13 protein-coding genes and 1 riboswitch are annotated in these 15,627 nt (G+C 40.2%); of the genes, 5 read left to right on the forward strand and 8 right to left on the reverse strand.

Going from position 1 to position 15,627, the window contains the following annotated elements; genetic code table 11:
- Nucleotides 1-84 precede the first annotated feature (84 nt).
- Nucleotides 85-1,464, reverse strand: coding sequence for an exodeoxyribonuclease VII large subunit (gene xseA / locus ACWPW6_RS08905; protein ID WP_250000431.1), 1,380 nt, complete (start codon nucleotides 1,462-1,464; stop codon nucleotides 85-87).
- 171 nt (nucleotides 1,465-1,635) lie between these two features.
- Here xseA and guaB point away from each other — a divergent pair, with 171 nt between their 5' ends.
- Nucleotides 1,636-3,102: an IMP dehydrogenase gene (gene guaB / locus ACWPW6_RS08910; protein ID WP_154624339.1), complete on the forward strand. Its 1,467-nt coding sequence runs from the start codon at nucleotides 1,636-1,638 to the stop codon at nucleotides 3,100-3,102.
- 86 nt (nucleotides 3,103-3,188) lie between these two features.
- Nucleotides 3,189-4,766, forward strand: a complete 1,578-nt coding sequence (guaA, locus tag ACWPW6_RS08915; protein WP_154624338.1) for a glutamine-hydrolyzing GMP synthase — start codon at nucleotides 3,189-3,191, stop codon at nucleotides 4,764-4,766.
- 217 nt (nucleotides 4,767-4,983) lie between these two features.
- Here guaA and ACWPW6_RS08920 read toward each other — a convergent pair whose 3' ends face one another.
- The 3 genes from ACWPW6_RS08920 to ACWPW6_RS08930 all read right to left on the reverse strand — a co-directional run bounded on the left by ACWPW6_RS08920 (nucleotide 4,984) and on the right by ACWPW6_RS08930 (nucleotide 7,867).
- On the reverse strand, nucleotides 4,984-6,300 hold the full coding sequence (locus ACWPW6_RS08920) for a type II toxin-antitoxin system HipA family toxin (protein ID WP_154624336.1): 1,317 nt from the start codon (nucleotides 6,298-6,300) through the stop codon (nucleotides 4,984-4,986).
- The gene (locus ACWPW6_RS08925) at nucleotides 6,294-6,620 is read right to left on the reverse strand and encodes a helix-turn-helix transcriptional regulator (protein ID WP_154624335.1); all 327 of its coding nucleotides are present in this window, start codon (nucleotides 6,618-6,620) and stop codon (nucleotides 6,294-6,296) included. The genes ACWPW6_RS08920 and ACWPW6_RS08925 overlap by 7 nt, the downstream gene beginning before the upstream one ends.
- Before the next feature lie 275 nt (nucleotides 6,621-6,895).
- A complete protein-coding gene (locus tag ACWPW6_RS08930) occupies nucleotides 6,896-7,867 on the reverse strand; it encodes an SDR family NAD(P)-dependent oxidoreductase (RefSeq protein WP_154624334.1) in 972 nt (323 codons plus the stop codon).
- A gap of 1,459 nt (nucleotides 7,868-9,326) precedes the next feature.
- Here ACWPW6_RS08930 and ACWPW6_RS08935 point away from each other — a divergent pair.
- From ACWPW6_RS08935 to rlmA, 3 genes are all read left to right on the forward strand, one after another.
- On the forward strand, nucleotides 9,327-10,649 hold the full coding sequence (locus ACWPW6_RS08935; protein ID WP_250000432.1) for a serine hydrolase domain-containing protein: 1,323 nt from the start codon (nucleotides 9,327-9,329) through the stop codon (nucleotides 10,647-10,649).
- Between the two features lie 645 nt (nucleotides 10,650-11,294).
- The gene (locus ACWPW6_RS08940) at nucleotides 11,295-11,495 is read left to right on the forward strand and encodes a hypothetical protein (RefSeq protein WP_154623323.1); all 201 of its coding nucleotides are present in this window, start codon (nucleotides 11,295-11,297) and stop codon (nucleotides 11,493-11,495) included.
- A gap of 109 nt (nucleotides 11,496-11,604) precedes the next feature.
- Nucleotides 11,605-12,426, forward strand: coding sequence for a 23S rRNA (guanine(745)-N(1))-methyltransferase (rlmA, locus tag ACWPW6_RS08945; RefSeq protein WP_250000498.1), 822 nt, complete (start codon nucleotides 11,605-11,607; stop codon nucleotides 12,424-12,426).
- Nucleotides 12,427-12,473: 47 nt separating this feature from the next.
- Here the strand turns inward: rlmA and mntP are convergent, their stop codons facing one another.
- The 4 genes from mntP to ACWPW6_RS08965 form a co-directional block, all read right to left on the reverse strand.
- Nucleotides 12,474-13,058 (reverse strand): manganese efflux pump MntP, encoded by a 585-nt coding sequence (mntP, locus tag ACWPW6_RS08950; protein WP_154623324.1) that lies wholly within the window; start codon nucleotides 13,056-13,058, stop codon nucleotides 12,474-12,476.
- Nucleotides 13,059-13,064: 6 nt separating this feature from the next.
- Nucleotides 13,065-13,242: riboswitch (yybP-ykoY riboswitch) on the reverse strand.
- A 151-nt stretch (nucleotides 13,243-13,393) separates the two neighbouring features.
- A complete protein-coding gene (locus ACWPW6_RS08955; protein ID WP_154635697.1) occupies nucleotides 13,394-13,852 on the reverse strand; it encodes a DUF986 family protein in 459 nt (152 codons plus the stop codon).
- Between the two features lie 90 nt (nucleotides 13,853-13,942).
- Nucleotides 13,943-14,794, reverse strand: coding sequence for a PTS mannose transporter subunit IID (locus ACWPW6_RS08960; protein ID WP_154622924.1), 852 nt, complete (start codon nucleotides 14,792-14,794; stop codon nucleotides 13,943-13,945).
- A gap of 12 nt (nucleotides 14,795-14,806) precedes the next feature.
- Complete coding sequence (locus ACWPW6_RS08965) at nucleotides 14,807-15,613, reverse strand: PTS mannose/fructose/sorbose transporter subunit IIC (protein ID WP_154622923.1); 807 nt, start codon at nucleotides 15,611-15,613, stop codon at nucleotides 14,807-14,809.
- Nucleotides 15,614-15,627: the final 14 nt, after the last annotated feature.

A 15,627-nucleotide genomic window follows, 5' to 3' on the forward strand; every position in this document is an offset into this window, starting at 1 on the left:
TTGTCCTTGCTAAATTTGATGACATCTTTTCAAAATTAACCTTGAGAAATGAATAGGTGAAAATTTTGAGAATAACCGATTCATTTATTTGCTGATTGAGCGAGGTGTACGTTTCGCTTTCATTTTAGTCACCTCAGTGACTTCACTTTCTACCCAACCATCATTGAGGCGTGTTTTCAATTTCTGCCCCAATTTCACCTGTGAAGTCTTTTTCAACACAGTGCCATCGGCCGTTTCACTGATACTAAAGCCTCGAGCTAAAGTGGCCAGTGGGCTAACAGTTTCCATTTTTGAGCAAGCTACCGCAAAGCTCTGTTTATAGCGATTAAGTAACTCGGTCATCATATTTTGCAGATGATATTGCGTTTGCTGTAATGAGCTGTGTCGTTTTTGCAATAAAGGGCGCAAATCTTGTTGTGACAGTCGACGCTGTAACTGATCATAGCGCAACTGAGCAACTTGTAAGCGTCGAGTCATCGCTTGATTGATCTTCTGATTTAGAAGACTCAATTGGTGCTGTTGTCTAGCTAAACGAAGTTGTGGATGTTGCTGCTGCAAGCGATGCTGTAAGCGGCTAAAGCGTTGTTGCTGGCCTGCAAGATAATAATCCATCGCCATTTCAAGGTGCTGTTGAGCGGATTGCAATTGACGTATTAGTTCAAGTTGATTGCGGCTGACTAACTCAGCCGCAGCTGAAGGTGTAGGCGCTCGAACATCGGCAACAAAGTCGGCAATCGTGACATCGGTTTCGTGGCCAACTGCACTGACAATAGGCAGTCGACTAGCAAAAATCGCTCTTGCCACAATTTCTTCGTTAAAAGCCCACAGGTCCTCTAATGAGCCACCACCACGTCCAACAATCAATACGTCGCATTCATGACGAATATTTGCTAATGCAATCGCTCGTGCAATTTGTGCAGGGGCTTGCTCACCTTGAACCGCAGTCGGATAGATAACGACTGGCAGTGAAGGATCTCGGCGACGTAAAATATGCAGAATATCGTGTAAGGCTGCTCCTGTTGCCGATGTAATGACGCCAATACGTTTAGCAGGAGAGGGCAGTGGTTGTTTATGTATGGCATCAAACAAGCCTTCCGCCCCTAATGCCTGTTTGAGCAATTCAAAACGCTGCTGTAAAAGGCCTTCACCCGCTGGCTGCATACTGTCAATGATGATTTGATAGTCACCCCGAGGCTCATAGAGTGTTACCGTTGCACGAACTAAGACTTGTTGGCCATTTTGAGGCCGAAAAGTTACACGCGCATTTTGCCCGCGAAACATAGCCGCACGAACTTGCGCCTTGTCATCTTTCAACGTCAGATACCAGTGACCAGAGCTAGGCTGCGAAAAATTCGATATTTCGGCGGTCAGCCAAATTCTCCCCATCTGACGGTCTAAAAGTTCACGAACCGCCTGATTGAGTTTGCTGACAGAATAAATTCCACTATTTTCTTGAGTTGACATGTGAGCTAGATCAAATTCTAAAACAATGACTTAATTGATTGATACTAACCTAGTCAGAACAGTTATCAAGTTTTTTTTCAAAAAAGGACTGGAGGCAAACGGTTTCGGTGTGTATAATGCCGCGGCAATATTTTATACCTTTCCACAACGCTGCCTGGTGAGATATTGCCTATGTTACGCATTAAAAAAGAAGCACTAACTTTCGACGACGTATTGCTCGTTCCTGCACACTCAACCGTATTACCAAACACGGCCGATCTATCAACTCAATTAACTGCAACTATCCGCCTGAACATTCCGATGCTCTCCGCAGCGATGGATACAGTGACTGAATCTGACCTTGCGATTGCTTTAGCTCAGGAAGGTGGTCTTGGCTTCATTCACAAAAACATGTCTATTGAACGCCAAGCGGAAGAAGTTCGTCGCGTGAAAAAACATGAAAGTGGTGTCGTGACTGACCCTGTCACCGTAACACCTGATACAACAATCCGTGAAGTTCAAGAAATGGCTGAACGTAATGGTTTTGCTGGTTACCCTGTCGTTGCTGCTGATAAATCCCTAGTGGGGATTATTACCGGTCGTGACGTGCGTTTCGTTACTGATTTGGATCAGCCAGTAACTGCGGTGATGACGCCTAAAGAGCGCTTAGTGACGGTCAAAGAGGGGGAAGCTCGTGAGATCGTGCTACAAAAAATGCATGAAAAACGCGTCGAAAAAGCCCTCGTCATTGATGATAACTTTCATCTGTTAGGAATGATCACCGTTAAAGACTTCCAAAAAGCAGAACGTAAACCAAATGCGTGTAAAGATGAACAAGGTCGCCTACGTGTTGGCGCGGCTGTTGGCGCTGGTGGTGGTAACGAAGAGCGTGTTGACGCGCTAGTTGCTGCGGGGGTTGACGTGCTGTTAATTGACTCTTCACACGGTCACTCTGAAGGTGTTTTACAACGTATTCGTGAAACCCGCAAAAAATATCCTGACCTGCCAATCATCGGTGGTAACGTTGCTACTGCTGAAGGCGCAAAAGCGCTGGCTGAAGCAGGAGTTAGCGCCGTTAAAGTTGGTATAGGTCCGGGGTCTATCTGTACAACACGTATTGTAACGGGTGTGGGTGTACCACAAATTACCGCTATTGCAGATGCGGTAGAAGCACTCGAAGGCACAGGGATCCCTGTCATTGCGGATGGGGGGATTCGCTTCTCGGGAGATATTTCTAAAGCGATTGCAGCAGGTGCTGCTTGTGTGATGGTTGGCTCAATGTTTGCTGGAACTGAAGAATCTCCGGGTGAAACCATCTTGTTCCAAGGTCGTAGCTATAAAGCTTACCGTGGTATGGGGTCACTGGGCGCGATGTCTAAAGGTTCTTCAGACCGTTATTTTCAATCTGATAATGCAGCTGACAAGCTGGTTCCAGAAGGGATTGAAGGACGTGTGGCATACAAAGGTCGCCTAAAAGACATTATCCATCAACAAATGGGTGGACTACGCTCCTGTATGGGTCTAACAGGATGTGGTACTATTGACGCCCTGCGTACTAAAGCCGAGTTTGTCCGTATCAGTGGTGCGGGTATTCAAGAAAGCCACGTACATGATGTGACCATTACTAAAGAGTCCCCGAACTACCGTCTGGGGCAATAATCGATAATGATTCAGGGTAGCTCCGTGAATAATGGCGGAGCTACCAATTTTCTATTTTTGACTTGAATTTTTGGAATTCTCCTCAAATGACAACAAATATCCATAAGCATCGCATTCTTATCCTTGATTTCGGCTCACAGTACTCACAATTGATTGCTCGCCGTATTCGTGAAATTGGCGTTTATTGTGAACTCTGGGCGTGGGACGTATCAGAAGAGCAAATCCGTGAATTCAATCCAAATGGTATCATCCTCTCTGGTGGCCCAGAAAGTACGACAGCAAATGATAGCCCACGTGCGCCTGATTACGTGTTTAATGCCGGTGTGCCTGTCCTTGGTATCTGCTATGGCATGCAAACTATGTCAATGCAACTCGGTGGTGCAGTAGAAGTTTCTGGTGAACGTGAATTTGGCTACGCACAAGTTGAAATCAAGGAACAATGTGATTTATTCCGTGATATTCAAGACTCACTCAGTGAAAATGGTACGCCAGTACTGGAAGTGTGGATGAGCCATGGCGATAAAGTGACGGCTATCCCAGCAGATTTTAAAACTATCGCAAGTACTCCAAGCTGCCCATTTGCCATCATGGCCAATGAAGAGAAAAAATTCTACGGTGTTCAATTCCACCCAGAAGTGACTCATACATACCAAGGCCTGAATATCTTGAAACGTTTTGTACAAGATATTTGTCATTGTGAAGCACTGTGGACACCAGCCGCAATTATCGATGATACAGTCGCACGCCTGAAAGAGCAGATCGGTGATGACCATGTGATTTTAGCCTTATCAGGTGGCGTCGATTCTTCTGTAACCGCATTACTGTTAAACCGTGCGATTGGTAAACGTTTGACTTGTGTATTCGTTGATAATGGCTTATTGCGTTTAAACGAAGCTGATCAAGTCATGGAAATGTTTGCAGGTAAATTCGACCTGAATATTATCCATGTTAAAGCTGAAGATCGTTTCCTTGGTGCGCTGGCGGGTATTCATGATCCTGAAGCAAAACGTAAAGCGATTGGGCATGTCTTTATTGATGTTTTCGATGAAGAAGCCGCTAAACAGACGCAAGTAAAATGGTTGGCGCAAGGGACGATTTACCCAGATATTATCGAGTCTGCGGCATCAGCGACAGGTAAAGCGCATGTTATTAAATCTCACCATAACGTCGGTGGATTACCAGAAGACATGAAACTGGGCCTTGTTGAGCCTCTGAAGGAACTGTTTAAGGATGAGGTGCGTAAAATCGGCCTTGAGCTTGGACTACCTTATGACATGCTATACCGTCATCCATTCCCAGGCCCAGGCCTTGGTGTACGTGTATTAGGCGAAGTGAAAAAAGAGTATTGCGACCTGCTACGTCGTGCCGATGCGATCTTTATTGAAGAGTTGCATAAAGCAGAGCTTTACCACAAAGTTAGCCAAGCTTTCACTGTATTCTTACCTGTACGTTCAGTTGGTGTGATGGGGGATGGCCGTAAGTATGATTGGGTTGTTTCTCTGCGTGCTGTTGAAACTATCGACTTTATGACAGCACATTGGGCACATCTACCTTATGACTTCTTAGGTCGTGTCTCAAACCGCATCATCAACGAGGTCGATGGTATTTCTAGGGTCGTGTACGATATCAGCGGCAAGCCACCAGCAACAATTGAGTGGGAATAAACTAGCTATTGTTGATAACAGTTTTTAGTTGTCGATAAATTCAAAGGCATCAGTTAGTTACTGGTGCCTTTTTGTTTGGGTAAAGAATGTGTAGATGGTGTTGCATGTTCGTTTTTAGGCTGGTTTGAATACGTAAGACGATAACAAGATTCTTCAATTGTGGTGGCAGAAAATGATTAATTCATCACAGCATTAAATATTTAGCCTTAAACTAGCGTTAAATATTCAACCTTAAATTTTTACTAATTTCGTCGCTTAATGACTTAGGCACATCCCACTCTTTGGCTAAGTTCGGCCACGACGAAACACATTCAATGGTTTCATCAATCACTGCATTTATTTTCTTTTTACTAAATAATGGGCTTACTTTCTCTAAACTATAAAAATCTTCTCGAATAAAATTATCACGTTTGCCATTTAGGCTCATCCAATGACTGTTTACCCATTTACTGCCCGGTTTGTAGCTATAGGCCAAGTCGTAAGCAGGCGCCAATCTCCATTTATTTTCTTTCAGCATAAAGGCAAAATTCTTTGAGTGATCATCGTGGTTTCGCGCAATAATGTTAAACGTCATACGTTTGAATAATTGCAGGGCATCTTGTGCAGATAATTTTAATTGGCGAGCAATGGCAAATAACTCAGCATAAGAATATGACCCCGGCTTTTTATAATCGACATGCGCTAATCCATTGAGTGTTTGAATATGAATTTTGTTGTTACCAACGCGATCAAAACGTTGGGTCATAAAATGTCGTCGAGCACCTTCATGTAATAATTTACATGGCATCATCTCAATACCACATTCTGTTGCCATTATGTGGTAAACAAATTCCATCGCCCCATAACCTAATGGGTCACCAAAAGTTTCTTGGTTTTTATTGTGTTCACTGACCCCATCAAACTTCATAAGGTAATGTGTAAATCCATTGGGTACTGTTGTTTGTCCCGATCTCACCTGTGTGAAGTCATCATTAAAGGCTAAGACCGCTTTTGGGCGAGCACCGCCGGCGCTCATACCGACAGACAATAGTGATAACATGGCCTCGCGTGATTCTTGACCATCCCGATTCAGTTCAACTGAAAAATTCCCTCGGGTATCCAAGATTTCTTGCGCTATTGCAACAAGTGATTCAATTTCAACTTGTTGTGATGAATTAAGATTACGCATTTGAGTGGCTGGAGAATATTCAAGGGCGCCCATACCTCGTTTCCCTGTGTATTGTAATCTTTGTAGAGGGGTGATTTCTTGAGGGGATAACCCTTTATTTGCGACCCAAGCATTAAGTACAGCATTGCCGAAATCGTCGGGCAGGGAATCTGCAATTAAACCGGGAAGCCCTCTAAAGGTATTGAAATCTAATTCGGGAAAACGAAATATTGTTGAAGACAAAGGCATTTTTAAAGGGGATAGCTCGATCCCTTTTTTAATAAAGCTAGGGTCATATTCAAAAGCACCAATGCCGCTATCTGTATCAAAACTGAGGGCGCCGATGGTTTGATCATGATAATTAACATTAATGACTTCCATTACCATTCGAGGTGCTCCTCTTTATTTTCTTGTCGTTGTCCTGAGGCTCGTTGGCGTTTTTTACCTTGTAATTTAGCTAATTGCAAAGGCGATATAGGTTGTCGTGGTAAAAATAAATCAAGTTGATCCGTTAAATTTAATGCCTGCATGATGGCAATAAAAATGTCTAGTTGCGCTTTGCCTTTTTCTGCATTAATGACCGTTTTACGTGCGACGCCAGCAAATTCCGCAACTTCGGATTGTGTTAAGTTTTGGTTCAATCTTGCTTGTTTTAGTCGTTCGCCAAGCTGTTCCGCAAGTGCAATAGCACTAATTTTCTTGTTCATATAAAGATCCCATTGGGTGACTTTAAATGCAAAAACAACAAATAATGTTACTATTATGGTACCTGATTGATATTAAGTAAAGGTATCTATAATGTAACCAAATGTGCCCTTTGCTGTCATTTTTATGCAATAAGGTAACCATAATGGAACTTTATATGTCTTGTTGTTTGGTCGTGAATTTCATTAAAGGTATAGATGGCTAAAAGCCCCTATAGTTAAGGGGCTTGTGTTCTGCTTAATTTTATGTCGCAACATAAAATTCTAGTAGAGAAAAATTAGCTTCCGACAGGGAATTTTTCACCAACTAACTGTTCGCTTTTAAGCCATAATGTTGTCGCTAATTGAGGGTCAATGGCATAAGAACGAAGACCGTAAAAGCCAGGGCCGTCATTAATTGGTGCGACTTGGCAGTCTTCACAGTATTGCCCACCAATTTGGTCAATATCTGCAATAACAGCAGCCCATACAGTGGTAGCTGCCCCTTGAGGAATTGTTTTTGTCGTTAACTCAGATAAACCGGCTTGTTGATTAAGCGTATTAATCATAGTGCCAATTTCGACTTGATCTTCAACTGACATATTACGGCTTAGGTTGGTGGCAATGTTGCCTGGATGAATAGCACAAGCGCGAATACCAAGATGACGATAACGACGGTCAAATTCAACAGCAAATAAGATATTGGCTGTTTTAGAGCGGCTATAGGCAAGCTGTGGCTGATATTCGGTAGTGGTAAAATTAAGATCGTCGATGTCAAAATCAAATAATCGATGTCCCGCAGAGGAAACACTAATAAGACGAGAGCCCGAATGCAATAAAGGCACTAGGTGATTAACTAACACAAAATGCCCTAAGTGATTAATACCAAATTGGCTTTCAAAACCATCACGCGTATGTCCGAAGGGGGTTGCCATCACCCCTGCGTTGGTAATAATGACATCAATTGATTTTGCTTTCTCTAGAAGTCCGCTTGCACATGCACGCACAGAGTCTAATGATGAAAGATCTAATTCAATCAGTTCGAAACGACCTTGTGGGTTAGCACCACGAATAGCGTGAGCCTGTTTTTCGTTGCTAGCAATATGACGAACAGTACCTATGACATGAGCACCGCGAGCAGTCAGTGCTCGAGCAATTTCCACACCAAGTCCCGATGATGTTCCTGTTACAAGAATTCGTTTATTGGTTAAATCGATATTATTTAAAACATCATCCGCTGTGGAGGTTGCACCGAAAGAATTTTGTTTCATGTCACACTCCTAATATAAAAGTATAAAAAATCAAAAACAGTTATTGCAAATTAAGTACGAAAATAAAATATTACATGATGCTTTTTAATTGATTTTTTAACTACATTGCATTTTACCATGACAAAATGTTTTTATGTATTGAGCAATGTTACAAACGTTGAATCATTATCAATTGAGTAAGTTGAAACCTATTTTATATTTTGACCACATTGGTCAATGTTAACTTAGAAGCATGCTTATCTATAAATAAGCGGTCTACCCCAAGTTTACGATCTATTAGGTAGTATAATCACGGACGTTATTTTTAGTTTATCTTTTGATGCTGGCAAAAATAATAAAGACTGTCAATGCGTTAAAATAACTAAATATGGATTTAGAATAATGAAAAATAGATGCGCATTCACGGGGTTGATAGAGTTAAAAGCCAACAATAAAAACATAACCTAATGATGTTAAATAATTTTTATTTTTTTTGTGGATAATTGAAAATATCGTAAGTTTATTTGGCGGAGATTGTTCATCTTATTTTCACTGAAGCAAAGGAAGGCGATTCTTTCGTTAGTTATTGATGAGGAACAATCAGAGATTTAATAGTAACAGGGTAAAATCATGGATAACGGCGTTAGCGATATCCATGGAACATTATCTATATCTATAAAACCTATTCTATATTGATTAAATGTCGTTTTATATGTAGTGCAAAGTTGAAAGGATATTGACTCTTTTACACTGATTTGAATCAGTGAAGTATGTTATAAAAATCAAATGACCACTGGTTATAGAGATAACATCATCTTTATACAAGGAAGGTGGTTTTTAGCCAGTGCAGAATAATATAGACAGGTTTCCTGGGAGATACATTCGTGTTTTAATAAAAACGTTCGGCATTAGGCGTTGATTCTAAAGTTAATATCTTAATATGGCGCTGTTTAGCTTATTGTTTTATTGCCTCTATAATTAACCCCGCAGCGCCTAAACCCATCTAAACCTATTTAGTCAGGTAAAGTAAAAGCAGCATCGACACTATGCTGCTTAAGGTTTAAAAAACCAGTAGCGATTGGAAGATCAGCTTCATTTACAACAAAAAAAAGGGTTATCGTTTATCCTAGTTCGGTAGCTTACAGGCAGGGTATCTGGGGTCCAAGCAGTGATTGTGTTTTGATCAAGGCTCTATTTACAACTTGCTCGGATTACTTGATTTCTGATAAACCAGAGGCGTTTTGCTTCTTCTAGTTTCGCCAGTCTAATTTTTATAAATATTACTCTTAAGGGTAAATAAAATATCTTAACGACAAGTATAAATCTTATTACTCGAAACCTAGAGTAGTTTATTTAAAAATTAAAAACCATTAATCACCAATACTCTCATCTTTTTGGGCGATAGCAGTAATCTAAACCGACGTTAAGATACTTATGGCAATAAAATAACAAATGGTCATTATCATAAAAAGGGCGCCTTATGAGAAAAAATAAAAAAAACGTATGTTTAATTTCAGTTTTACTCATCACATCGTTCTATGGCTATGCAAATCCAACGAATAATGAATGTGGTGTACCTGCATTAGCTAAATGTCCTCAGCCTATTGATAGGACTTATCCAAATGTCAAAGATATGCTGAAATGGGATCAAAATGAAAGGTTACTCGGTTTTCGTAATGACTATCGCGCGTATCCTGGGGATGTTTTTCATGCCGTTAATCCTAAGCCCTTGGAAAGAAAAATCCAACGTTTAGACGATGTGACTTACCAATTGAAAGGGATGACATATAACCTTGAAAATTACATAAAGCGTAATGATGTTACTGCGTTAATGGTTATCAAAAAAGGGAACGTTGTCTTTGAATATTATGGACGAGGTAACACTCCCCAAACATTATGGACGTCGCGCTCTGTTGGTAAATCCGTGGTTTCTACCCTAGTAGGGATTGCGCTACAGGAAGGCCGGATCACGTCATTAGATGATGCTATCGAAAAATATAATCCAAGTGTCAAAGGAACGGTTTGGGAAGGCGTGACTATAAGGCAATTACTGCAACACACCTCAGGGGTTGAATGGGGGGAGAATTATGAAAAAGCAAATTCAGATTTTGCCAAAATGACAGAGTGTGAAGCAAACCCAGAAATTTATGCATGCGTTCAACAATTAGTGCTAGACCCGAAACGGCAACGTTATGCAAAAGCAGGGGATGTGTGGCAATACAACTCAGGGGGAGCATGGTTATTAGGTGATACACTTGAAAAAGCCACAGGGGTATCCATTGCAGATTATCTTGAAAGTAAAATTTGGCAGCCTTTTGGGATGACTCACGATGGGGTATGGCAAAGCTATCAGCTTGGTAAACATAATAGTGGCGCGCATGGTTTTAATGCCACATTAGAGGACTGGGGTAAGTTTGGGTTATTTTTTGCAGAAAATGGTGTATTAGCAGATGGTAAACAGACATTACCAGAAAATTGGTTAAATGAATCGAAATCATGGGTACAAGCGAAAAATTCTGTTAATGCAAGTTACCCTGAAGGTATTTATGGCTTTGAGTGGTGGAATAATAGTGTGCCACAAAACATGCAGAATGTAGAACCCAAAATGGGTTTAGATAGCAATAATACATTATGGGCTTTAGGTATTTTCGGACAAATTATTGTTGTTAATCCCAAAGAGCAGTTAGTGATAGTTCAATGGTCAACATGGCCTGTAGCGCATCCTGCTGATGATGGACAACCACTCGAAGCATCTCTAATGTTTAATGCAATCAATAACCAGTTAAATAAAATATTAAATTAAACATTTAACTTAATATCGAGACTATAACGGCCGTTCGTTACAGCGAGACAGCGAGCGGTCGTTATATTTTATCATTTAATAAAGGAAAGTTTTTATATTACTATTTTCTCTAAAGCTTAATATTCTCTGCCATTTTATTTTTCTATTGAGTTATTCATAGGAATAAAAATAAGCAGTCGTGAATTAAATAAATTTTCAGCCTATTTTATCTTTAAACTATCCTTCTTAGAATAAAATATTAATGATTATCATGGGTAAATACAATAAAAACATAATGTTATCTTTTTTAATAAGGTTTTTTTGAAGTAAAAAAGCGTGGAAACTCTTATGTTTATTGGGTTTGATGTTTGAAAATATAAATTAATTAAATGAGTTCAATGATAGGTGGTTATTGATGCAATGACGGTGGAATAGAAAGACATGAATTTAATGGGTAACGGTAAATTGACGTTTTATTTACTATTTGTTGATTTTTCCGTATTGAAAATCAACGGTGCATCAACCAACTGAATAAATAAATTATCAAAGATAACCTATAAAAAATTTATAAATCTTTAAGTTTGTCCTATTGTGAATTATTCATAAAACATGATTTAGTAGCGGAGCAAGAACATCCTTGTATATATTAATTTGAAGGTGCTTATAATGAAAAGATTTTTAGCAGTAGCAACGCTATTGTCACTTGCTATTTCTGGTTCGGCATTAGCAGCAAATAATACAGTAAAAAGCGGGCAAGCCACTCCAACTGTTAAAGAGCAAAAAAGCAATAAAGTACATGCAGCAGGTAAAACCAAATCACACAATACCGTAGAAAAGAAAACGCCAACCACATCTGATAAGGGTTAATCTTCTTTCTTGTTAGAACCTTTTCAGTATCAGTGCCATGGGAAATAAGCTACCCGTGGCGCTGCATCTCTATGGTATACTGTTTTTTATTTATCAAACTATACCTGTTATGAACTATCAATGTCCTTTATGTTTTAACTTATTAACGCTGCAAAATAACAGTTGGCGATGTGAAAATAATCATCAGTTTGATTGTGCCAAAGAAGGTTACGTTAATTTGTTGCCAGTTCAACACAAACGTTCTAAAGATCCGGGCGATAGTGCAGAAATGATGCAAGCACGTCGAGAGTTTTTGAATGCTGGTCATTATGATGCAATGCGTCAATTGGTTGCAGATAAGCTCAATCACTCTATTTCTGAGAAAAAGAGTACGGTATTAGATATTGGTTGTGGCGAAGGGTATTACACGAATTATTTTATGCAAAGCTTAGCTAAGCAGAGTAAAACTCAATCTGTGTTTGGATTGGATGTGTCAAAAGTGGCTATTCGCTATGCTGCAAAACGTTATCCTTCAGTTCATTTTTGTGTTGCCTCTAGTCATCGTTTACCTTTTGCGTCGCAAAGCATTGATGCCATTGTTCGTATCTATGCACCCTGTAAAGCCGATGAGCTGGCTCGAGTTTTACGGCCAAGCGGTATTCTTATTACCGTGACTCCGGCGCCTGAGCATTTACAAGAATTAAAACAATTGATTTATTCTGAAGTAAAGTTACATCCGCTGAAAGAGGAACAGCTACCTCAATTTAAATTATTGGATGAAAGTCATTTAAACTATGCTATGCCATTGGCGGGAGAGGAAGCATTTGCATTATTGCAAATGACCCCATTTGCTTGGCGTGCTTCTGAAGAAGTCAAACAGGAATTAAAACGTTCTGGGATAAAAAATTATACTGCGGATTTTATGGTTCGAGTTTATCAATTGATCGATTAACGGATATTCAATATTTCCCCCACAAAGTGTATGTGGGGGAGATAAAATTAAGCGCTATACATAAATAGTTCGAGATGTTCAAACAAGATATTGAAACCGATAGCCATTAAAACAAGACCGCCAATAATTTCTGCTTTTTTCCCGAGTAATGGCCCGACATAGCGACCAATCATCATACCTATAGTGGCCATTATCATGGTCATTAAGCCAATCGTCATTGCGGTATGAACAATATCCACTTGTAAGAATGCGAGCCCAAGGCCGATAGCCATTGCGTCAAGGCTGGTGGCAATGGCGGAGAGTACTAAACTCATTGAGCTATTACGGGATGGCTGAGTACAGCAATCTTCTTCATTTTTCGCTTTAATACCTTGCCAAATCATGCGCGATCCTAATAAGAACAGCAGGGCAAATGCGATCCAATGATCCCAGCGAATAACATATTGGCTGGCTAAAATACCGATTGCCCAACCAATGATGGGGGTTAGGGCTTCAATAAAGCCAAAGATAAAACCAGTGCGGAGGATCTCTTTAAAGCGGGGTTTATGCAGGACTGCACCTTTGCAGATAGCGACAGCAAATGCATCCATTGAAAGTGCAAGTGCTAAAATTAGGGTAGCGTAAAAACTCATAATATTAACCTCGGTTGGTGCATCCATATACACATGAATTACCCCCAACCAAAAGGCTTATTCATGTGTCTATGGTCTTGCCAACCAAGATGGCGTCCGTACCACGTTTAAACAACAAACGAGTATGTTGACACGGACATTCTGGATATATTTCCAGAATAGGCTACTCCCCAATGACTTGGAATGAAAGATATCATAAATTAATTTAAAGGCAACACTTAATTTTGTGTGCCTATTAAATAGTATTGAGAATAATTTTCATTTGCAGGAATGGGAGGGTTGAGGTTAACTTAATTTTTAATTAACCTCAATCTTAATGTGAATATATATAACTATTATTTATGATTAATAAGAAATTCATATATTCTTTGTAAATCATCAAGTTGTGATACTTTGATGTAAATTTTTCGATGCTCTAAACCAACAATCAAAATACCGTCTTCTGATAAATTCATTGTTTTTATTCTGTCATACAATATAAATGTATTCGCAAAATAAAAACCATTTTGTTTAAAAAATAATTTTGGTGTTCGAATAAAAGCCAAATAGACTGACATTAAAATGGTAGCCATTAGCAAGTATGTGGTTAATATACTGCCATGTCGTGAAATATTAGTATAAATAACAATACAGATTAATACGATGAATATAATAGCATCAGCTCTATGTTTCCGCTTTAGATTAATTTTTAGTAGAGTTTTCCCTTTACGTATATGTTGAATAAATTCATCGTAAATCGCATACAGTAGCATCAGTAAAATAATAATGGCCAGTATGAAATCATTTAAGGTCATGTTGAGTGCCTTTGGCTAAGTTAACATTCTAGAGAGCTTAAAAGTAAAAATGGGAGGCTGCAACCTCCCATTTCAATTAATGACAGTAAATTATGGTGCTAAGAACTTCAACCAAGCACCCAAAATACCTAATCCGAAGAAGCCAATGATAATCCACAATGGATTAACTTTGCGGCGAAGTAGCCACATACAGGCAAAGGTGAGTAATAATGGCACTAAACCGGGCATCAAGTCATTCAAAATATCTTGAATCGTTTTGATTTCCATGATTTTTGTTTCAGGATTCTCAATACTCGATACCACGACAGGGATATTCACATTTGTCCATTTATTCACGAGTGCCCCCATGACAAATAGACCTAATATCGATGCACCCTCAGTCAGTTTTTGTAAGAAGCCGCCACCGATATCTTGAACAATATCAACCCCTTTTTTATAGCCATAGGATACGCCATAATAGAGCGTGAGTAGGCGAACGAGGTTGAATAGCACGAAGAACAGAATTGGACCCAACAGGCTACCTGTCATCGCGATACCTGCACCCAGAGCAGCAAACACTGGACGAACGGTACCCCAGAAAATCGGGTCACCAACACCCGCTAAAGGCCCCATCAAACCAACTTTGATACCGTTAATCGCACCGTCGTCAATATCAGCACCATTTGCACGTTGTTCTTCCATCGCCATGGTCACGCCTAGAACTGGAGCTGCAACGTAAGGGTGGGTATTAAAGAACTCAAGGTGACGTTTAATCGCTTGTTTACGTTCGTCGTTATTTTCTGGATAGAGGCGACGAATGACAGGCACCATTGAATAACAGAAACCTAAGGCTTGCATACGTTCGAAGTTCCAAGAACCTTGTAATAAGTTAGAACGTATAAAGACACCTCGGATGTCGCTTTGTGTCAGCTTTTTAGCTGTTGGACTTGTTGTATCTACCATGTTGCGATCCTCCTAGTCTAATTCATTATCAAGGTTGTTGTTGCCATTGGCATTATTTTGAGTCACAACAACTTGAGACTTATTATATTTCGGGCTGAGTTGGATATAGAGAATAGCCATAACTGCACCGATAACACCCAGTGCAACTAGGTTGAAATCAGTAAATGCAGCAGTTACAAAGCCCAAGTAGAAGAATGGCATTAGGTAGCCAGCACGCATCATGTTGATGACCATGGCATAACCGACAACCACGATCATACCACCAGCAATGTTTAGACCATCGGTGACAACCTCAGGGATCGCATCCAACATTTGTTTAACTTCAGATGTTCCCACAGAAACTGCAACGATCAGTGCTGGAATTGCGATACGCATCGCTTGAAGTAGTAGTGCCGAAACATGGATCCAGCTAATTGCTGTCAGATTACCATTGTTCGCTGCACGGTCAGCTGCGTGTTGGAAAGCAACAGTGACTGTACGAACGATGATGGTTAATACTTGCCCAGCTGCGGCCAGTGGAATTGCGATAGCGATACCGGCGCCGATACTTTGCCCACCAGCGATAACCAAGATGGTTGAAATAATTGACGCAAGCGCGGCATCAGGTGCAACAGCAGCACCGATGTTCATCCAGCCTAATGCGATCATTTCGAGTGTACCACCGATGATGATGCCGGTTTTCATGTCTCCCAAAACGATACCGATAAGCGTACAGGCAACGAGTGGGCGATGGAACTGAAATTCATCGAGTATAGAGCCCATACCAGCGATACAAGCAACGATGAAAACCAGTACTATTTGAACAACGGTAAGTTCCATTGTTTAATCTCCTG

This window comes from Providencia sp. Marseille-Q8014, assembly GCF_965112055.1.